This window comes from Actinomadura sp. NBRC 104425 (assembly GCF_030269545.1).
GTDB lineage: Bacteria > Actinomycetota > Actinomycetes > Streptosporangiales > Streptosporangiaceae > Spirillospora > Spirillospora keratinilytica.
Map to the genome: position 1 here is coordinate 140,782 of NZ_BSTN01000006.1, position 18,240 is coordinate 159,021.

Annotated in this window: 19 protein-coding genes and 1 pseudogene; 9 read left to right on the forward strand and 11 right to left on the reverse strand. The window is 74.9% G+C overall.

The window, feature by feature from the left end:
- Positions 1 to 55 precede the first annotated feature (55 nt).
- The 3 genes from QSK22_RS11990 to dhaK are packed head-to-tail and all read right to left on the reverse strand — an operon-like array spanning position 56 to position 2,056.
- Positions 56 to 436: a PTS-dependent dihydroxyacetone kinase phosphotransferase subunit DhaM gene (locus QSK22_RS11990; protein ID WP_285494169.1), complete on the reverse strand. Its 381-nt coding sequence runs from the start codon at positions 434 to 436 to the stop codon at positions 56 to 58.
- Between the two features lie 10 nt (positions 437 to 446).
- Positions 447 to 1,064, reverse strand: coding sequence for a dihydroxyacetone kinase subunit DhaL (gene dhaL, locus QSK22_RS11995; RefSeq protein ID WP_285494170.1), 618 nt, complete (start codon positions 1,062 to 1,064; stop codon positions 447 to 449).
- The gene (gene dhaK / locus QSK22_RS12000; protein ID WP_285494171.1) at positions 1,061 to 2,056 is read right to left on the reverse strand and encodes a dihydroxyacetone kinase subunit DhaK; all 996 of its coding nucleotides are present in this window, start codon (positions 2,054 to 2,056) and stop codon (positions 1,061 to 1,063) included. Before dhaK ends, dhaL begins: the two co-directional genes overlap by 4 nt.
- A 99-nt stretch (positions 2,057 to 2,155) precedes the next feature.
- Here dhaK and QSK22_RS12005 point away from each other — a divergent pair, with 99 nt between their 5' ends.
- The 4 genes from QSK22_RS12005 (at position 2,156) to QSK22_RS12020 (ending at position 5,325) form a co-directional block, all read left to right on the forward strand.
- On the forward strand, positions 2,156 to 2,878 hold the full coding sequence (locus tag QSK22_RS12005) for a PIG-L deacetylase family protein (protein WP_285494354.1): 723 nt from the start codon (positions 2,156 to 2,158) through the stop codon (positions 2,876 to 2,878).
- A 37-nt stretch (positions 2,879 to 2,915) separates the two neighbouring features.
- Positions 2,916 to 3,860 carry a nucleoside hydrolase gene (locus tag QSK22_RS12010; RefSeq protein WP_352231438.1) on the forward strand — a complete coding sequence of 315 codons (945 nt, stop codon included), beginning with the start codon at positions 2,916 to 2,918 and terminating at the stop codon, positions 3,858 to 3,860.
- An 11-nt stretch (positions 3,861 to 3,871) separates the two neighbouring features.
- Positions 3,872 to 4,327, forward strand: coding sequence for an SRPBCC family protein (locus QSK22_RS12015; protein ID WP_285494173.1), 456 nt, complete (start codon positions 3,872 to 3,874; stop codon positions 4,325 to 4,327).
- A gap of 89 nt (positions 4,328 to 4,416) precedes the next feature.
- Entirely contained in the window at positions 4,417 to 5,325 is a 909-nt protein-coding gene (locus tag QSK22_RS12020) for a TIGR03564 family F420-dependent LLM class oxidoreductase (protein WP_285494174.1), read from the forward strand.
- Positions 5,326 to 5,399: 74 nt separating this feature from the next.
- Here QSK22_RS12020 and QSK22_RS12025 read toward each other — a convergent pair whose 3' ends face one another.
- Entirely contained in the window at positions 5,400 to 6,029 is a 630-nt protein-coding gene (locus QSK22_RS12025; protein WP_285494175.1) for a LuxR C-terminal-related transcriptional regulator, read from the reverse strand.
- On the reverse strand, positions 6,026 to 7,213 hold the full coding sequence (locus QSK22_RS12030) for a PspC domain-containing protein (RefSeq protein ID WP_285494176.1): 1,188 nt from the start codon (positions 7,211 to 7,213) through the stop codon (positions 6,026 to 6,028). Before QSK22_RS12030 ends, QSK22_RS12025 begins: the two co-directional genes overlap by 4 nt.
- 134 nt (positions 7,214 to 7,347) lie before the next feature.
- Here QSK22_RS12030 and QSK22_RS12035 point away from each other — a divergent pair, with 134 nt between their 5' ends.
- The 4 genes from QSK22_RS12035 (at position 7,348) to QSK22_RS12045 (ending at position 10,510) form a co-directional block, all read left to right on the forward strand.
- Positions 7,348 to 8,637, forward strand: a complete 1,290-nt coding sequence (locus tag QSK22_RS12035; RefSeq protein ID WP_285494177.1) for a PspC domain-containing protein — start codon at positions 7,348 to 7,350, stop codon at positions 8,635 to 8,637.
- Positions 8,630 to 8,851: a hypothetical protein gene (locus QSK22_RS12040; protein ID WP_285494178.1), complete on the forward strand. Its 222-nt coding sequence runs from the start codon at positions 8,630 to 8,632 to the stop codon at positions 8,849 to 8,851. Before QSK22_RS12035 ends, QSK22_RS12040 begins: the two co-directional genes overlap by 8 nt.
- A gap of 59 nt (positions 8,852 to 8,910) precedes the next feature.
- A complete protein-coding gene (locus QSK22_RS33740; protein ID WP_352231443.1) occupies positions 8,911 to 8,997 on the forward strand; it encodes a putative leader peptide in 87 nt (28 codons plus the stop codon).
- A gap of 193 nt (positions 8,998 to 9,190) precedes the next feature.
- Complete coding sequence (locus QSK22_RS12045) at positions 9,191 to 10,510, forward strand: dicarboxylate/amino acid:cation symporter (protein WP_285494179.1); 1,320 nt, start codon at positions 9,191 to 9,193, stop codon at positions 10,508 to 10,510.
- Positions 10,511 to 10,569: 59 nt separating this feature from the next.
- Here the strand turns inward: QSK22_RS12045 and QSK22_RS12050 are convergent, their stop codons facing one another.
- The 3 genes and pseudogenes from QSK22_RS12050 to QSK22_RS12060 form a co-directional block, all read right to left on the reverse strand.
- Positions 10,570 to 11,781: a glycerate kinase family protein gene (locus QSK22_RS12050; RefSeq protein ID WP_285494180.1), complete on the reverse strand. Its 1,212-nt coding sequence runs from the start codon at positions 11,779 to 11,781 to the stop codon at positions 10,570 to 10,572.
- A 24-nt stretch (positions 11,782 to 11,805) separates the two neighbouring features.
- A pseudogene (locus QSK22_RS12055) lies at positions 11,806 to 13,287 on the reverse strand (SLC13 family permease).
- A gap of 151 nt (positions 13,288 to 13,438) precedes the next feature.
- Positions 13,439 to 13,894, reverse strand: coding sequence for a cupin domain-containing protein (locus QSK22_RS12060; protein WP_285494181.1), 456 nt, complete (start codon positions 13,892 to 13,894; stop codon positions 13,439 to 13,441).
- A gap of 303 nt (positions 13,895 to 14,197) precedes the next feature.
- On the opposite strand from QSK22_RS12060, the gene QSK22_RS12065 reads away from it, so the two are divergent.
- Positions 14,198 to 15,748, forward strand: coding sequence for an alkaline phosphatase D family protein (locus tag QSK22_RS12065; RefSeq protein ID WP_285494182.1), 1,551 nt, complete (start codon positions 14,198 to 14,200; stop codon positions 15,746 to 15,748).
- On the opposite strand, the gene QSK22_RS12070 is transcribed toward QSK22_RS12065, so the two are convergent.
- From QSK22_RS12070 to QSK22_RS12080, 3 genes are read right to left on the reverse strand one after another with little or no spacing between them, the layout of a single operon-like run.
- The gene (locus tag QSK22_RS12070) at positions 15,745 to 16,641 is read right to left on the reverse strand and encodes an SMP-30/gluconolactonase/LRE family protein (RefSeq protein ID WP_285494183.1); all 897 of its coding nucleotides are present in this window, start codon (positions 16,639 to 16,641) and stop codon (positions 15,745 to 15,747) included. The genes QSK22_RS12065 and QSK22_RS12070 overlap by 4 nt on opposite strands.
- Complete coding sequence (locus QSK22_RS12075) at positions 16,638 to 17,582, reverse strand: sugar kinase (RefSeq protein WP_285494185.1); 945 nt, start codon at positions 17,580 to 17,582, stop codon at positions 16,638 to 16,640. Before QSK22_RS12075 ends, QSK22_RS12070 begins: the two co-directional genes overlap by 4 nt.
- Entirely contained in the window at positions 17,579 to 18,238 is a 660-nt protein-coding gene (locus tag QSK22_RS12080; protein ID WP_285494186.1) for a bifunctional 4-hydroxy-2-oxoglutarate aldolase/2-dehydro-3-deoxy-phosphogluconate aldolase, read from the reverse strand. Before QSK22_RS12080 ends, QSK22_RS12075 begins: the two co-directional genes overlap by 4 nt.
- Positions 18,239 to 18,240: the final 2 nt, after the last annotated feature.

The following is an 18,240-nucleotide window of genomic DNA, read 5'->3' on the forward strand; positions in this document are numbered from 1 at the left end:
CCTTTCGCGCGGTCCCGCGGCCCGCGCCGGAAACCCGCGGCCGGCAGCCGTGCGATCAGGTCTTGCGGTGCCCGCGGGCGGCCTCTGCCGCCCGGACGACCGCGCGCAGGTCCGCCCCGGTGGCGGCCATCGACGCGGCGGCGACGGCGCCCTCCACCAGAGGGGCGTCGACGAGGATGACACCGGTCCCGGCGGCCGCCACGAACACCTTGGCCGTCAGAACGGAGCTGCCGAGATCGGCCAGCACCACCACGCCGTCGCCGCCGTCGGCGGTGCGCACCGCCCGTTTCAGCCGCTCCATGCTGGTGCCGAGGCCGCCGTGCTCGTCCCCGCCGGCGGGCTCCACGACGGCCTTGCCGACGCCCATCGCCCGCGCCATCTCGGCGACGCCCTCGGCCAGCTTCCGGCTGTGCGCGAGCACCACGATCCCCACCATCCCGGCCCCCTCAGGCGTGCTCGGACGCCAGGTCGGCGAGCGCCCGGATGAGGAGGGCGGTGGACACGGCGCCCGGGTCCAGGTGCCCGATGCTGCGCTTGCCCAGGTAGCTGGCCCGGCCCTTGCGGGCCTGCATCGGCACCGTGGCCTGCGCGCCGCGTTCGGCGGCGTCCGCCGCGGCCCGGGTGCACTCCGCCAGGTCGCCCCCGGCCGCCAGGGCCTGCTCGTAGGCGGCGACGGCGGGGGCCAGCGCGTCCACCATCGTCTTCTCGCCCTCCTGGGCCTCGCCCAGCTCCTGGACGGTCTCCAGCGCGCCCCGCAGTGCGGCGCCCAGCCTGACCGCGTCCACCACCCCCGCGTCGCCCAGCTCCTTGCCCGCCCGGCGCACCGCCATCCCGTACAGCGGGCCGGACACCCCGCCGGTCGTGGACACGATCGTCCGCCCCGCCACGACCAGCGCGCGGCCGGGCGTGCCGTGCTCGGGCAGCGCCTCCACCGCCGCGGCGAACCCGCGGTCGAGGTTGTGGCCGTGGTCGCCGTCGCCGATCGCCGCGTCCAGCCGGGACAGCCGCTCGGCCTCCGCCGCGATCAATTCGGCCGACCGGCGCACCCAGTCGAGTATGCTCACCGGCCCCACCTCAGGGCTGGGGTCTCGACGGGGGCGTCCCACAGCCGGGTCAGCTCGGGGGTGAGGCGACACACCGTGATCATGCAGCCGGCCATCTCCAGGCTGGTGACGAACGGGCCGACCAGGCACCGCGCCACGGTGGCGCCGTGCCGCGCCAGCCACTCGGCCGCCTCCCCGCAGGCGATGTACTGCTCCATCAGCGGGGTGCCGCCCATGCCGTTGACCAGCAGCGCCACCTCGGCGCCGCGCAGCGGCACGTCCGCGTCGATGGCGGTGAGCGCGGCGTCCACGATCCCGGCGGCCGGGATCTTCGCCACGCGTTCGCGGCCGGGTTCGCCGTGCACGCCGATGCCCAGCTCGATCTCGTTCTCGCCGAGCCGGAACGTCGGCTCCCCGACGACGGGCACCGTGCACGACGACAGCGCCACCCCGAACGAGCGGGTGCGCTCGTTGACCTCCCGCGCCACGTCCGCGACCCGCTCCAGGCGGGCGCCCTCCTCGGCCGCCGCCCCGGCGATCTTCTCGACGAACAGGATGCCGCCGGTGCCGCGCCGCCCGGCGGTGCGTCTGCCGTCGGTCACGGCGACGTCGTCGTCCACCCGCACCGCGGCGACCTCGACGCCCTCCTCCTCGGCCAGCTCGGCGGCCACCCGGAAGTTGAGCACGTCGCCGGTGTAGTTGGCGACGACGTGCAGCACGCCCGCACCGCCGGACGCGGCCAGGGTGGCGGCGAGGATCTGGTCGGGCACCGGCGAGGTGAACACCTCCCCCGGCGCCGCCGCGTCGAGCATGCCGTGCCCGACGAACCCGACCTGCATCGGCTCGTGGCCGGAACCGCCGCCCGAGATCAGCGCGACCTTCCCGGGGCGCGGCGCGTCCGCCCGCACGACCGTCCTGCCCTCCAGGTCCACCCGGAGCGACGGATGCGCGGCGGCCAGGCCGCGCAGCGCGTCGGTGACCACGTCCGCCGGGGCGTTGATGAGTTTGCGCATGTGCGGTTCCCTACCCCTGCGGGCCGGCGCGTCCCAGGTCCGGCCGGTGACCATGGCGGCAGACAGGCGACCTCCGGTTAGGGTGATCTTGTGACGAATGTGCTGGACGACAGTGCGGTACGGCGCGTCCTGGCGGTGATGGCGCATCCGGACGACGTCGACTTCGGCGCGGCCGGGACGGTCGCCGGGTGGACCGCCCGCGGCATCGCGGTGACCTATCTGATCGTCACCGACGGCGACGCCGGAGGGTTGGACCACGGCATGACCCGCGCGGAGATGGGGGCTTTGCGCCGCGACGAGCAGCGCGCCGCGGCCGCCTGCGTCGGCGTCGAGGACGTGCGGTTCCTCGGCTACCCCGACGGGCGGCTGGAGCCGACGCTCGGGCTGCGCCGCGACATCGCCCGGGTGATCCGCCAGGTGCGGCCCGACCGCGTCCTGATGCCCAGCCCGGAACGCAACTACGAGCGGATCCATCCCAGCCACCCCGACCACCGCGCGGTGGGCGCCGCCGCCCTCGACGCGGTGTACCCGGACGCGCGCAACCCCTACGCCTTCCCCGAGCTGCTGGCCGATGAGGGCCTGGAGGCGTGGACGGTGCGGGAGGTGTGGTTGACCGGCGGCCCGGCCGTCAACCACTACGTGGACGTCACCGACGACTTCGACCGTAAGCTGGCGGCGTTGAAGTCCCACGTCTCCCAGACCGCGCACATGGGCGAGGGGCTCGCCGAGGAGCTGCGCGGCTGGCTGGGCGCCAACGCGGCCGCCGCGGGCCTCCCGGACGGCCGCCTGGCCGAGTCCTTCCAGGTGGTCGGCACCGCCTGAACCGACCGCCTGACACGCACAACCCCCGAGGAGTTCCGTGGCCGCCATACTGTTCGACTGCGACACCGGCATCGACGACGCGATCACCCTGCTCTACCTGGCGTCCCTTGTGCGCGCGGGGAAGGCGGAGCTGGTGGGCGTGGGCACCGTGCACGGCAACGTCGACCCCGAGTCCGGCGCCCTGAACTCGCTGCGGGTGCTGGAGCTGGCGGGCCTGCACGAGGTGCCGGTGGCGGTGGGCGCGGCCCGTCCCATGGCGCAGGACGTGCACTACGCGCTGGACTGGCACGGCACCGACGGGCTGGGCGACACCGGGCTGCCCGACCCGGCGGGGCGGCCGGTGGACGAGGCGGCGGCGGCGCGGATCGTGCGGCTGGCCCGGTCGCGGCCCGGCGAGCTGACGCTGCTGGCCACCGGGCCGCTGACCAACCTGGGCGCCGCCCTGCTGCTGGATCCGCAGCTGCCGGCGCTGGTGCGCGAGGTGGTCATCATGGGCGGCGCGTTCGACCACCCGGGCAACGTCACCACGCACGCCGAGGCCAACATCTGGCACGACCCCGAGGCCGCCGACCTGGTGTTCGCCGCGGACTGGCCGATGGTGCTGGTGCCGCTGGACGCCACCCACCCGACCGCGGTCGGCGACGCGTGGCTGGACCGGCTGTCCGCGCACGACTCGGAGGCGGCCCGGTTCGCCACGAAGATCCTGGAGTTCTATGTGGCGGCCTACACGCCGACGCTCAAGCGGCGGGGCGCGGTCATCCACGACGCGCTGGCCGCCATGCTGGCGGTCGATCCGGGGCTCGGCGAGTACGCCGAGCGGCCGGTGCGGGTGGAGCTGCGCGGCGAGCTGACCCGGGGCACGACCGTGTGGGACGCCCGGTCGCTGCCCGCCGAGGACGACCGCCGTCCGGTTCGGGTGGCCGTGGGGTGCGATGTGACGGCCTTCCAGGAACGCCTTCTCGCGTCCATCCTGTCCTTGTGACGGGAGGGCGCATGCAGTACGAGGTCGAGGCCACCGCCACGACCACCGCGGCCGCCGAGACGATCTTCAAGCATCTCAGCGTGGCGGAGGCGTGGAACGAGTGGGGCCGGTTTCCGGCCGCGACGCGGGTCCGCGAGGGCGACGAGGTGCCCAACGGCGTGGGCGCCGTCAGGAAGATCGGATTCGCGCGGGAGAAGGTCGTGGTCTACGACCCGCCCCGGCACTACGCGTACGTCGTGGTGTCGTGGATGCCGCTGCGGGGCTACCGGGCCGATGTGACGCTGGAGCCCAGCGGCCCGTACACGCTCGTCCGGTGGCGTGCGGTGTTCGAGCCGAGGTACCGGATCACGGGGGCGATCGCGCGCCCCGTCATGCGGTGGATCATGGGCTCGTTCGCCCGGCGCCTGGCCTGGCACGCGGGGCATTGCGAGCCGGGCTGCCCGGCCCGCCTGCCCAGCGCGCACTGACCGGTTTCGGCCGCACGGCCGGCCCGTTCCACCGGTAGGGAATACCGGGTTCCGGGCAGGGGTTGACGACTGCCATGACTATCGGTGTCGTGCTGTATCAACCCGCGTCCGGGAACCTTGTCGACGATGTGGTGGCGAAGGCGAAGGAGGCCAAGGCGGCCGGTCTGCGGTCGGCCTGGTTCGCCCAGCAGTTCTCCTACGACGCCATCGGCCTGGCGGGGCTGGTCGGCCGGGAGGTGCCCGGCCTGGCGGTGGGGACGTCCGTGGTGCCGATTTTCGCCCGCCATCCCATCCTGATCGCCGGTCAGGCGCAGACCGCGCAGGCCGCCGCGCACGGGTCCTTCCAGCTCGGGCTGGGGCTCGGGGCGCGGTCGTTCGTGGAGCCGGTGTTCGGCGTCCCCTACGACCGGCCGGTGACCCGGCTGCGCGAGTTTCTGACGGCGTTGCGGTCGCTGCTGGACACCGGCGGCGCCGATTTCCGGGGCGAGACGGTCACCGCGGTCCCGCCGATGCCCGCGGGCGTTCCCGGGGCGGAGCCGTCCGTGCCGGTGCTGGTCGCGGCCATGGGGCCGCAGGCGCTGCGCGTCACCGGGGAGCTGGCCGACGGGACGCTGCCGTTCCTGGCCGGTCCGCGCGCCCTCGGCGAGCACATCGTTCCGGCGATCACGGCGGCGGCGGAGCGGGCGGGCCGTCCGGCGCCGCGGGTCGTCGCGTTCGTGGCCGGGGTGGTGACCGACGACGTGGACGCGGCGCGCGAGGCCGCCGCGCAGGCCATGTCGTTCTACGACCGGGTCCCGTCCTACCAGCGGGTCATCGAGCAGGAGGGCGCGGCCAAGGCGGCGGACCTGGTCGAGATCGGCGACGAGAAGGCGGTGGCGGCGGCGGTCCGGCGCTACTTCGACGCGGGCGCCACCGAGGTGGTGTTCACCCAGACGAACCTGGTGGGAGAGGACGCCCGGGCCCGCACGTGGCGGCTGCTCGGCGAACTGGCGGGCTGATCCCGGTACCGCGCCCGGCCGGCGCTGTGCTGATCGGCGCCGTGCTGATCGGCGCTGCGCCGGCCGGCGGCGACTCACACGAGGCGGCGGGCGGCGGCCCAGCGGGACAGCTCGTGCCGGTTGGACAGCTGGAGCTTGCGCAGCACGCTCGACACGTGGGTCTCGACCGTCTTGACCGAGATGAACAGCTCCTTGGCGATCTCCTTGTAGGCGTAGCCGCGGGCGATCAGCCGCAGCACCTCCCGTTCGCGCTGGGTGAGCCGGTCCAGCTCGGGATCGACGGCGGGCACGTCGGTGGCGGCGAACGCGTCCAGCACGAAACCGGCCAGCCGGGGAGAGAACACCGCGTCCCCCTCGGCCACCCGGGCGATCGCGTCGGTCAGCTCCGGACCGGAGATCGTCTTGGTGACGTAGCCGCGGGCGCCGCCCCGCACCACGCCGATCACGTCCTCGGCGGCGTCCGACACCGACAGCGCCAGGAACCGGGACGGCACCGAACCGTGCAGCCGCCGCAGCACCTCGATGCCGCCGCCCCCGGGCAGGTGCACGTCCAGCAGCACCACGTCCGGCCTGGCCGCGCGGATGACCGACACCGCCTCCTCGACGTCCCCGGCCTCCCCCACGACCTCCACGGCGTCGCCCAGCTCGGCCTTCACGCCGGTGCGGAACATCTGGTGGTCGTCGACCAGGACTACCCGCTTCATGCCTTCTTGATCTCCAGTCGTACCTCGGTGCCCTCGCCCGGCGCCGTGCGGACGATGGCGCGTCCCCCGTTGCGCTCCATACGTCCGATGATGGACTGCCGCACGCCCATCCGGTCCTCGGGAATGGCGTCCAGGTCGAACCCCTTGCCGCGGTCGCGGACGAAGATGGCCACCTGGTCGCCCTCGACCTCCCCGTACACCGACACCGACGGCGCCTCGGCGTACTTGGCCGCGTTCACCATCGCCTCCCGGGCGGCCTGCAGCGCGGCGCCGAGCCGTTCGTCCAGCGCCGTGTCGCCCACGCAGACCACCTCGATGGGGACGCCGTGGTCGTCCTCGACCTCCCCGGCCAGTTCGCGAATCGCGGCGGCGAACGTGCGGTCGGGGTCGGAGCGCGGCTGGTAGAGCCAGGCGCGCAGGGTGCGCTCCTGGGAGCGGGCCAGCCGCTGCACCTCGCGCGGGTCGTGCGCGTTGCGCTGGATCAGCGTCAGGGTGTGCAGCACCGAGTCGTGGATGTGCGCGGCGAGCTCGGCGCGCTCCTGAGAGCGGATGCGCTCGTGCCGTTCGGCGTCCAGGTCCTGCCAGAGCCGCACCACCCACGGGGTGGCGATGACCGCGACGCCGGTCAGGATGATCAGCGTGGCGATCAGGACGGCGCGGGCCTCGCCCGGGTCGACGCGCTGCGCGACGAACCCGCCGATGCCGCCGACCACCAGCGCCAGGCCGAACAGGCTGCGCAGCCACCGCTGCCGCAGCGGCACCACCCAGCGCTGCCGCTGGCCGCGGTCGGCCTGCTGCCACAGCACCGCCACGCCGACGCCCCCGGCGATCAGCGGCCACAGCGCCGCCCGGCCCAGCCCGGTGCCCCAGGTCAGCGCGGACAGGCCGATCGCCACCGCCCCGTAGGCCAGCAGCTGCACCCAGTCGTGGCGGGCCGTGCGGGTCGAGTCCTCCGCGGGCGGCACCAGCAGCCAGAACACCCAGTAGACGGCGATGCCGAGGCCGCTGGCGACCGTCAGCAGCACGAACGCGGACCGGACGACGACCTGGTCGATCCCCAGGTGCGCGGCCAGGCCCCGGCACACCCCGGCCAGCAGCGCCCCGTCGGGGCGCCGCTCCAGCCGCGGCGGGCCGGCCGGCTCGCCCGGCGTCCCGCCGCCCGTCGTCGGTTCCGCGTCCTCCACACATCGATCGTCACACGCCGAACAGACCGGACGCATCCGGGCGGGCCCCCCGATACCCCTGAGGACCTCCTCAGGGTCGGTTCAGGGGCGTCCCGGATACCGCGCGGGCGCGGGCCGCGGCCACGATGGTGACCATGACCGACGAGCGCACCGTGACCGAGCGCCCCACCGCCGCGGCGGACGGCCGCACCCGGCTGTTCCGCGGCCCGGAACGCCGCATCCTGGCCGGCGTGTGCACGGGCCTGGGCCGGCACCTGGGCGTCGACCCGGTGGTGTTGCGCGTGGCGTTCGCGGTGCTCACCCTGACGGGCGGGCAGGGGGTGTGGCTGTACGCGGCGGGCGTGCTGCTCATGCCGGGCTCGCCCGAGGAGGACGCCCCGGCCGAGAAGCTGCTGCACCGCCGCTTCGACGCCGCCGGGGTGCTGTCGATCATGGGCGCTCTGCTGTGCGTGACGACCGGGTTCCAGCTGGTCGGCGGCTGGGTCTCCAGCAACACGATCGCGGTGCTGACGGTGGTCGGGCTGGTGCTGCTGGTCGCGCACGCCCGCGGCGTGGACTTCATGGCGGCCGTGCGGGCCATGCCGGAGCGGGTGCAGGGCCATCCGATGGACGCGCCCGCGCCGCCGGTCGGAGACGGGGTCTCGTTGCGGAAGGACACGCGCGACGACACCGTGGCCGCGCCGGGCGGGGGCCTGCCCGCAGGCATGGTCGATCTCGCCGTCGTCGGGGCGCGGCACCGGGCGGCGCCGGGCCCCGATTCCCCCGTGGACGAGCCGCCGCCGCGCAAGACGCCGCCCGCCGAGGCCGGTAAGAAGATGCCGCCCGTGACCGCCGTGACGCTGCTGGCGGCCCTGGCGGTCGGCGCCGCGACGGTGCCGGTGGTGCGCGCCTACCCGGGCCCGGACGCCGCGCTGATCGCGGGGTCCGCGGCGCTGGGCGTCGTCGCCGTCGGGCTGGTGCTGGGCGGCTGGTTCAACGTCCGCGGCCTGGCCCCGGTGGGGACGCTGCTGACGTTCGCGCTGCTGACGACGTCGGTCGTGGCCGAGGCGCCGCGCGACCTGCGCTACGGCAGCGTCGAGTGGCGTCCGGCCGACAGCACCCGGATCAGCGACGAGTACAAGGTGGGCGTCGGCTCGGCCAGGCTGGATCTGAGCGGCACGCGGTTCTCCCCCGGGCAGCGGGTGACCGTCAGCGTGCAGGTGACGATGGGCGAGCTGAAGGTGACGGTGCCGCGCACCGCCCGCGTCGAGTTGGACGCGCGGGTCGCGCTGGGCGACCTGCAGGTGGACGGCCACACGGTCGCCGGGCCGGGCGCCCGGGCTGTCGAGGTGCTGGAGCCGGAGGTTTCGGGCCGGGCCGCCGCGCCGGTGATCGAGCTGCGGGTGCGCGGGCGGTTCGGGCATGTGGAGGTGACCCGTGCCTGACCGGAGTCCCGCACCGGCCGGCCCGCGCCGCCGCTTCGACCCGAGCGGCCCCGTGATCGGCGTGTTCTTCCTGGTGGTCGCCGCGGTGTGCCTGGCGAACGGGCTCGGCGGGCGGCCCGTCGCCGATCTCGGGCTGCTGATCCCGGCGCTGCTGGTGGGGCTCGGCATGGCCGGCATCGTCCGGGTGCTCACCCGGTCACGCCGCCCGAAGTGATGTAAATCACTCCCTTTCCCGGGAAGACGGGAAGCGGAGATCGATGTTGACTTGTGGCCGTGAGGATCCCCCCGAAGAGCGTCCTGCTCGTGGCCCGGCTGCACGTCGACCTGTGCCGCCTCGCCAGCCTGCTCTGTTTCCGCTGACCGGCCCTCCGCCTGTTTCTCCTCCTCCTTCCCGACCCCTGCCGCATCCCTGAGACGCCCGCGGGCACCGTCGTATCGACGCGCGCCGTTCCGTATCGACGAGCCGTGACCGCCCGATCGCGCGGCGTGCGTTTTTGCGGCGATTGCGCGCCTTCGTTGCGGGGTGCGGTGAAGCTCCCTTGGAGAAGCCTCCATGAACGTACGCGTCTGGAAATGGCAGTTCTGGCAGCAGATCGTGCTGGCCCTCGTCCTCGGCGCCGCCGTCGGCGCCCTGATCAACGCCTTGGGCGACGGCGGGGCGATCGCCGAGGACTGGCTCGACCCGTTCGGCGGCGTCTACGTCAGCCTGCTGAAGGTCGTGGTGGTGCCGCTGGTGTTCGCCGCGATCGTGGTCAGCGTGGGCAGGCTGCGCGGCGTCGGCGGCGTGGCCCGGCTGACCGCCAAGACCCTCGTCTGGTTCGTGATCACCTCGGCCATCGCCACCGCGATCGGCCTGGCCGTCGGCCTGCTGGTGCGCCCCGGCGAAGGACTCGGCCGGCTGGCGTCCGAGAGCGCCGAGACCGACCCGGTCACCTGGACCCAGGTGCTGCAGAACCTGTTCCCGTCCAACATCGTCAACGCCATGTCCGAGGGCAACGTGCTCGGCGTGGTGTCGTTCGCGGTGCTGTTCGGCGCCGCGCTGGTGGCGGTCGGCGAACGCGGCGAGCGGCTGGCCGCCCTGGCCGACGACCTGTACGCGGTGATGCAGAAGATCGTGTGGTGGGTGGTGCGGTTCACCCCCGTCGGGTCGTTCTTCCTGATCGCCTCGGTGGTGGCCACCTACGGCCCCGACTCGCTCGCCCCGCTGGCCAAGTTCACCGGCGCCATCTACCTGGCCGTGGCGATCATGCTGCTGGTCGGCTACCCGGTGCTGCTGCGCGCGTTCGGCCGGGTCTCGCCGGTGAAGTTCCTGCGCAACTCCTGGCCCGCGATCCAGTTCGGGTTCGTGTCGTCCTCGTCGCTGGCCACCCTGCCGATCGCGCAGCGGGTGTCGGTCGAGCGCAACGGGGTGCGCGGCGAGTACGCCAGCTTCGCCCAGCCGCTCGGCGCGACCGTCAAGTTCGACGGCTGCGGCGCGATCTACCCGGCCGTCGCGGCGATCTTCGTCGCCCAGTACACCGGTGCGTCGCTGGGCCTGGCCGACTACGCGCTGATCGCGCTGGCCGGGGTGATCGGGCAGCTCGGCACCGGCGGCACGCCCGGCCCGGCGCTGGTCGCGCTGACCCTGACGCTGACCACCGTCGGCCTGCCGCTGCAGGCGGTCGGCTACCTGATCGCCATCGACAAGGTCATCGACATGGCCCGCACGGCGCTGAACGTGACCGGCCAGCTCACCGTGCCCGTCCTGGTGGCCCGCTCGGAGGGCCTGCTGGACGAGGAGGTGTTCAACGCTCCCCCGGCCGACCTGACCGCTCCCCAGGGCGAGCCCGCCGCCGAGGAAGGCTCGCGCGACAAGGTGCCCGCCACCGCCTGACCGTCCGCGGGCGGTGCCGACCGCACATGCGGCACCGCCCGCCGTCCGGGCTGGGCAGGTCACGCCCCTCCGAGCGTGCGTGCCCGGGACACCGGCGCCGGGGCACGGTGTCCCGCCGCACACGCCAAACCCGTCCCGAGCAGCACCATGCGCAGGGCGCGCTCGGCACCGTCCGCGAGAAGCTCCGCGCAGCGCTCCATGGCCTCGACCTTCGGCATCGGTCCCGGCAGGACGCAGGCGTACGCGTCGATACCGCCGTAGACCAAGTGGGCGTCCGGGCCGATCGCCGCGGCCAGGGCCAGGACGGGTTTGCCGTGCCGTTTGGCGCGCCGGGCCACCTCCCCGGGGAGCTTGCCGCGGGAGGTCTGCCGGTCGATCGCGCCCTCGGCGGTGATGACCAGGTCGGCCGCGGCGAGCGGGCCGTCGAGATCCAGGTGCGCGAGCAGCACCTCGAAGCGGGGCACCAGGCGGCCGCCGACCGCCGCCAGCCCGGCACCGAGGCCGCCGGACGCCCCCGTTCCGGGCGCGCTGCGCAGGTCGATGCCGGTCGGGCCGAGGTCGCGTTCCAGGATGCACGCCCACCGGCACAGGGCCTTGTCGAGCGCGTCGGCCTGAGCGGGGGTGGCGCCCTTCTGCGGCCCGTACACGCGGGCCACGCCCGCCGGGCCGCACAGCACGTTGAACGGGTTGCAGGCGACCACCAGCTCGGTGCGGGCCAGCCGGGGGTCGAGCCCTGACGGGTCGATCCGCTCCAGCCGCGCCAGTGCGGCGCCGCCGCGCGGCAGCTCCCGTCCGGAGGCGTCCAGCAGGCGGGCTCCGAGGGCCTGCAGGGCGCCCGCCCCGCCGTCCGAGGTGCCGGAGTCGCCGCAGCCGACCAGGATGCGGGCTGCTCCGGCGTCCAGCGCGTGGGCGATCAGCTCCCCCACCCCGGCGGTGGTGGTGCGGCCGGGGTCGCGCGCGTCCGGCGGCACTAGGCGCAGCCCGGCCGCGGCCGCCATCTCCACCAGGGCGGTGCGCGGTCCCGGCCACCCCAGGATCGCGTAGTGCGCGTCCACCGGGGTGCCCGTGGGCCCGGTGCCCCGGTGCGGCACGAGCCGGCCGCCGCTGGCCGCCGCCAACATGCGGGCCGTGCCCTCGCCGCCGTCGGGCAGCGGGATCGCGGTGATCGAGGCGTCCGGCGCCGCGCGGTGGACACCGCGGGCGATCAGCGCGGCGACCTCCTCGGCGGCCAGCGACTCCTTGAACCCTCCGGCGGCGATGACGATGCGCACCCGAAGTCACTCCTCACCGGGGGTTCAGCGAAGGGGCAGGCCGAGCGGCGGCCACACCCACAGGGCGAAGGCGAGGACCAGGGCGGCGGTGACGGGTCCCACCACCGCGGCGGTCCGCATCAGGTCGCGGGAGGTGTAGGTGGGGACGCCGCCGACGGTGTCGAACAGCGCCACGGGCTTGGCCGAGGACGGCAGCGTCTGGCAGAACCCGGCGGCGGCCGTCGAGGCGAACGCGGCAGCCGCCGGTGCGACGCCCGCTTCGGACGACGCGGCGATCACCAGCGGGACCAGCACGCTGGAACGCGCGGACCGGGACTGCAGCACCAGATGCGCGGCGGCGCTCACCGCGACGACGACGGCCAGGAACAGCCAGGCGGGCGGCAGGGCGGGTCCGGTCGCGGCGCCGAAGACCGCCCCGCCGAGCCAGCGGGCGGCGCCGGACGTCGTCACCGCCATGCCCATCGCCGTGGTGGCGGCCAGGAAGACCAGCAGGCGCCACGGGACGGCGGCCGGCGCCTCCTTCAGCCGCATCGTGCCCAGCCCCGGCGCGACGGTGGCGACCGCGCCGACCAGCGCCACCACCGCCGGGTGGACGCCGTGCAGCGGTTCGGTGCACCACGCCGCGACCACCACCGCCAGCAGGGCGGCCGAGCGGGCCTACGGCGCGGTCAGCGGGCCCGTCACCCGCACGCCCGCCGCCTCGCCGACGTCCTTCGCGCGGATGCTCATCGGGCGGCGGCGGTCGTCGCGGGTGGTGGTCAGCAGCAGGATCAGCTCGGCGGCCAGGTGCGAGGACACCAGGGCGAGGGGCGTACCGAGCAGCAGCCAGCGCGTGAAGCCGATGCGCTCGCCGGTGGCGTCGGCGAGGATCTCGACGGTGATCAAGTGCGCGCCCGCGCCGACCAGGGTGGCGACGGCCGACAGCAGGATCACCGTCGGGAACAGCAGGGCCAGCGCGAGCACCATGCGGCGCCGGTCGCCGAGCGTGCGGGCGAGCGCGACGAACACCGGCAGCGCCAGCGCCGCCCGCCCGGACGTGGCGGGTATCGCGAACACGGCGGCGACCAGCGCGGCCGTGGTCAGGTGCACCAGTGCGCGGGCGCTGCGCGCCCCGGCCACGACGGCGGCGGCCGCCCGGGTGGCCAGCCCGGTCCGCGCCACCCCGCCGGCGATCACGAACGCGCAGACCAGCAGCAGGACGGTCGGTCCGGCGGCACCGCTGAAGAACGCCCCCGGCTCCAGCACCCGGGTGAGGACCAGGGCGAGCCAGGCGGCCAGCGCCACCAGCACGTCGTCGACCCGGCCGAACATCCACAGCAGCGTCGCCACGGCGAACACCGCCAGCGTGACGCGTCCCTGGGCGCTCAGCCCCGGGCCCGGGCCCAGCGCGAGCCCTGCGCACACCACCACGGCCGCCACCGCCAGCAGGCCGTACCGCAACGCGCCGGATCTGGCCGGGACGGTGCCGGCCGTCCGCTCCGGGGTCGCCGCGGTCGTGTCCGGCACGTTCGGGCTCCTTCGCCATGCCGCCGGGTCGTGACGGTCAGCCGGCGCCGTCGGACCTCGGCGGGCTCGTGGGCCTCATACCGCCGAGTGTTCCGCCCGCGGAACAAACCCGTGACAAAGCGGGGATGAAGGTTGCGTCATCCGCCGGGTGTCAGCGGGATGCGAGACCGGCGTGCAGGCTGATCGCGTACGCGGGGCCGGGGTTGGTCAGCTCGTGCGTGCGGGCGGAGCCGCGCACCTGCACCCGGTTGGCGCGCAGCGGGCGCTCGGTCACGCCGTCGGCGGAGATCGACACCTCGGCCAGCTCGCCGGCCAGCACGGTGCTCACCTCCACGCCGTCGTGGTCGTGCACGTCGGTGCGGTGGCCGGGCGGCCAGGTCGTCAGCCAGAGCTTGACGCCGTCGCCGCCGTCGCCGCCGTTCAGGGGCACCCGCACCGGGCGGCCGGGCTCGAACCGCACCAGATGCCACCACTCGGCGGGGCGGGCGGCCAGGGCGCCGACGCGTGCGGCGAGCTGCCCGACCGTCGGGGGACGCGGGGTGATCGCGCGGCCGTGCGGGTCGTCCTGCCCGCGCATCGACAGATCGGGAACCACGTCGAGGTTCACGGAAGAGAGTCCTTCGTCGTATTCGGCTGGTCGTATTCGGCAGAGGGCAGCCGGGTCGGCTGGAGATCAGCGACAACACGAAGGACACAGACACAGCGCGCTGGCCACGCGGCGCAGGGCCACGGGGCTGCCGACGAAGGATCGCGCTGTCATGGCGTCTAGAACACCGTCGCCGCGGGGCATTGTCAAGTCGATCGCCAGAACACGTGCGTTCACGGAGCCGTCATGTTCGGGCCCGCGGACGTACCGAGAAACAGGAGAACATGCCGCCCGTTAGACAAACCCCCTGAAATGGAGCGATGGATGGTGCTCGACCGGCGAACCGTGCTGCGCGGAAGTCTGCTCACCGGCGGCGGGGCGGCGCTCGGCCTGCTGCACGGCGGAACGGCGTCCGCGGCCCCGGCCGGCCCGGCGTCGCCGGCCCTGCTGCGGGCCCGCCCGCGGCTCACCCACGGCGTGCAGAGCGGCGACGTGACCGCCCGCGAGGCGGTCGTGTGGGCCCGTTCCGACCGGCCCGCGCGCATGCTCGTGGAGGTCGGCCGCCGTCCCGACCTGCGGGACGCCCGGACCGTCCGCGGCCCGCTGCTCACCCCGGACACCGACCTGACCGGCAAGACGCTGCTGCGCGGCCTGCCCCCGGGCGAACAGCTGTACTACCGCGTCAGGCTGGCCGACCCGGACCGGCACGCGCTGCTGTCGGAGCCCGTCGACGGACGGCTCCGCACGGCGCCGCGCACCCGCACGGACATCTCGTTCGTGTGGTCCGGCGACCTGGCGGGCCAGGGCTGGGGCATCAACCCCGACCTCGGCGGCTACCGCATCTTCAACGCCATGGCCGCGACCGACCCCGACTTCTTCCTGTGCAGCGGCGACTACGTCTACGCCGACGGGCCGCTGGCCGAGACCGTGACGCTGCCGGACGGCCGCACCTGGCGCAACATCGTCACCGCCGAGAAGAGCAAGGTCGCCGAGACCCTGGCCGAGTACCGGGGCCAGTTCCGCTACAACCTGGAGGACGCGGCGCTGCGCGCGTTCAACGCCCGCGTCCCGATGGTCTACCAGTGGGACGACCACGAGGTCACCAACAACTGGTACCCCGGCGAGATCCTGGACCTGCCGCAGTACACCGAAAAGCGCGTGGACGTGCTGGCCGCCCGTGCCCGCCGCGCCGCGTTCGAGTACATGCCGATCAAGGGCGACCGCGTCTACCGCAAGCTGTCCTACGGGCCGCTGCTGGACGTGTTCGTCCTCGACATGCGCACCCACCGGGACCGCAACGGCGCCAACGACTCCTCCACCCAGCGCAACGGCATCCTGGGCGCCGAGCAGGTCGCCTGGCTCAAGCGCGAGCTGCGCGCCTCCCGCGCCGTGTGGAAGGTCATCGCCTCCGACATGCCGATCGGCCTGGTCGTCCCGGACGGCACCGCCTTCGAGGCCATCGCCCAGGGCGACGACGGCGCCCCGCTCGGCCGCGAACGCGAGATCGCCGACCTGCTCTCGTACGCCAAGCGCCACAAGGTCCGCAACATGGTGTGGCTGACGGCGGACGTCCACTACACCGCCGCCCACTACTACGACCCCTCCAAGGCGGCCTTCACCGACTTCGACCCGTTCTGGGAGTTCGTGTCGGGCCCCCTGAACGCGGGCGCCTTCGGCCCGAACACCCTGGAGAACACCTTCGGCCCGCAGCTGAAGTTCCAGAAGGTCCCGCCCCGGGCCAACACCTCCCCGGCGGAGGGCTACCAGTTCTTCGGCCAGGTCGACATCGACGCCGCGTCGGCGGCCATGACCGTCCACCTGCGGGACCTGGACGGCACCTCGCTCTACTCCGTCACTCTGAATCCCCGCCGCTAGCGTCCCGGAGGGGTGAAGCGGAACGGGGCGGCCGGACGCCCGGGGACGGAGGTCGGCGCCGCCAGGACGCGGCCGTCGGCGGCGTCCTCGGGGCGGTCGCCCAGGCCGTACCGGGCCGTGGTGAGCACGACCCGGTACGGCGGTTCCGGGGTCAGGCACACGCTGGTGGGCTGCTCGGCGGGCACCGGCAGCACCGCGAGCCGCTCACCGGACGGCGCGTAGCGGTGGACCTGCGCCGCGCCCCAGACCGCCGACCACAGGCAGCCCTCGCCGTCGACGGTCATCCCGTCCGGCTCGCCGTCCGGCACGCGCGCGAAGACCTCGCGTTCGCCGAGGGCGCCGGAGGCGGGGTCGACGGGGATGCGGTAGATCACGCCGAGGGCGCTGTCGGCGAGGTACATGGTCCGGCCGTCGGCGGTGAAGGCGGGCCCGTTGGGGATGGTCAGCCCGCCCATCGCCGCGGTGACCGTCCCGTCGCGGTCCACCCGGTAGAGGGTTCCGGCGCCGCGCGTGCCGTCGTAGGCCATGGACCCGGCCCAGAACCGGCCGTGCGGGTCGGCAGCGCCGTCGTTCATCCGCATCGCCGTGGGCGCGCCGTCCTCCGGGCGCGCGAGCCAGCGCACGTCCTGGTCGGCGCCGGTCGCGGGGAGCAGGGCGATGCCGGTGCCCGCGGCGGCGATCCAGCCGTTCCACCCGTCTGCGGCCTCGACGGGGGCGACGGCGCCCAGCGGGAACGGCAGGCGGGCCACCAGCACGGTGGGTTCGAGCCGGTACAGGCGCCCGGCCAGAAGGTCGACGGCGACGAGCCCGTCGGCCGTGGCGCGCAGCCCCTCCCCCAGTTCCCAGGGGCCCGCGCCCTCCACGGCGGTCCAGGGTCCGTCCAGGACGGTCATCGCAGCGCAGCTCCTTCCGGCAGGCCGATCAGGTCCAGTTCGTCACGGTAGGGCAGGCCCTCCCAGTCTCCGCGGGTGGACACCGCGAACGCGCCGACGGTGTGGGCGCGCCGCAGCCGGCCCTCCACATCCAGGCCGTCGAGGAGACCGGAGAGGTAGCCGGCGGCGAAGCCGTCCCCGGCGCCGATGGAGTCGACCGCCTGGACGGCGTGGGCGGGCACCGCACGGGTCCCGGCGGCGGTGTAGGAGCACGCTCCCGCCGCTCCGTCCTTGACGACGACCTCGGTGGCGCCGCCGTCCAGGAGCCGGGCCGCGACCGCTTCGGGGGAGTCCCCGGGGCCCAGGAGCATCAACTCGTCCGGGGAGGCGATGACGTGGTCGGCCTGCTCCGCCAGCGGCGCCAGCGTCCGCGCCGCCTCCGCCCTCGTCCACAGCCGGGTCCTGTGGTTGACGTCCAGGCTGATCCGGGCGCCGTGCTCGCGAGCCAGGGCGAACGCCGCCCGGACGGCGTCCCGGCAGGACGGGCCGAGCGCCGGGGTGATCCCGGTGAGGTGCACGATCGCCGGCTCGTACGGCGCCGCCGCGACGTCCTGCGGGGACAGCCGGGACCCGGCCGAGCCGGCGCGGACGTAGTGGACGCGGGTCACGTCCGGCAGCCGCTGCTCGAACATGATCAACCCGGTGGGCGCGGCGTCGTCCCGGCGCACCGCGGAGACGTCCACGCCCTCGGCGGCCAGCGTCCGCACGACCAGACGGCCGGGCTCGTCCGCGCCGACCCGCCCGAGCCAGGCGGCGCGGTGGCCGAGGCGGCTGAGGCCGATGGCGACGTTGCTCTCCGCGCCCGCGATGCTGGCGGTGAACCCCGAGCCCAGCGCGATCAGGCCGGTGGCGCGCAACGCCATCATCGTCTCCCCGACGGTGAGCACGTCCACCCGCGTCACTGCTGCGCCTCCCGTACCGGTCCGGCCGCGGCGGCCACGGCGGTGAACGCGCGGGCGCGGCGCCGCAGGGCGTCCAGGTCGCCGCCCGAGGGGGCGTCGCCGCACAGCGGCGACCCGACCCCGACCGCGAGCGCGCCGCACTCCAGGTACGCCGCGGCCTCCCGCTCGCCGACCCCGCCCACCGGGACGAACGGCACGTCCGGGAACGGGCCGCGCAGCGCGTCGAGGTAGCCGGGCCCGTGCGCGCTCGCCGGGAACAGCTTCACCGCGGTCGCCCCGGCGGTCGCCGCCGCGGCCACCTCCGTGGGCGTGAGCGCCCCGGCCAGCACCGGCAGGCCCAGCCGCAGCGCCTCGTCGACGCCCGCGCCCAGCGACGGCGTCACGATGTAGCCGGCGCCGGCGTCCCGGGCCCGCCGCACGTCTTCGCCGGTCAGGGCGGTGCCCGCGCCGAGCATGACGGCGCCGCCCGCGGCGCGGGCGATGTCCTCGATCGCGCCGAGGGCGTCCCGGCCGCTCAGCGAGACCTCGATCAGCGGGATCCCCGCCTCGGCCAGCACCAGCGCCGTCCGCACCGACGCCGCCCGGTCCGCGCCGCGCACGATGGCCACCAGCCGGTGCCGCCGCAGCGCCTCCGCAAGCCCGCCGCCCGTGCTCATCT

Excerpts from the sequence above, each read along its gene's own strand:
- QSK22_RS12015 (WP_285494173.1), top strand. The coding sequence starts at position 3,872 with ATGCAGTACGAGGTCGAGGCCACCGCCACGACCACCGCGGCCGCCGAG.
- QSK22_RS12070 (WP_285494183.1), bottom strand. The coding sequence starts at position 16,641 with ATGACCGTCCTGGACGGACCCTGGACCGCCGTGGAGGGCGCGGGCCCC.
- QSK22_RS12045 (WP_285494179.1), top strand. The coding sequence starts at position 9,191 with ATGAACGTACGCGTCTGGAAATGGCAGTTCTGGCAGCAGATCGTGCTG.
- QSK22_RS12035 (WP_285494177.1), top strand. The coding sequence starts at position 7,348 with ATGACCGACGAGCGCACCGTGACCGAGCGCCCCACCGCCGCGGCGGAC.
- QSK22_RS12065 (WP_285494182.1), top strand. The coding sequence starts at position 14,198 with ATGGTGCTCGACCGGCGAACCGTGCTGCGCGGAAGTCTGCTCACCGGC.
- QSK22_RS12025 (WP_285494175.1), bottom strand. The coding sequence starts at position 6,029 with ATGAAGCGGGTAGTCCTGGTCGACGACCACCAGATGTTCCGCACCGGC.
- QSK22_RS12080 (WP_285494186.1), bottom strand. The coding sequence starts at position 18,238 with ATGAGCACGGGCGGCGGGCTTGCGGAGGCGCTGCGGCGGCACCGGCTG.
- QSK22_RS11990 (WP_285494169.1), bottom strand. The coding sequence starts at position 436 with ATGGTGGGGATCGTGGTGCTCGCGCACAGCCGGAAGCTGGCCGAGGGC.
- dhaK (WP_285494171.1), bottom strand. The coding sequence starts at position 2,056 with ATGCGCAAACTCATCAACGCCCCGGCGGACGTGGTCACCGACGCGCTG.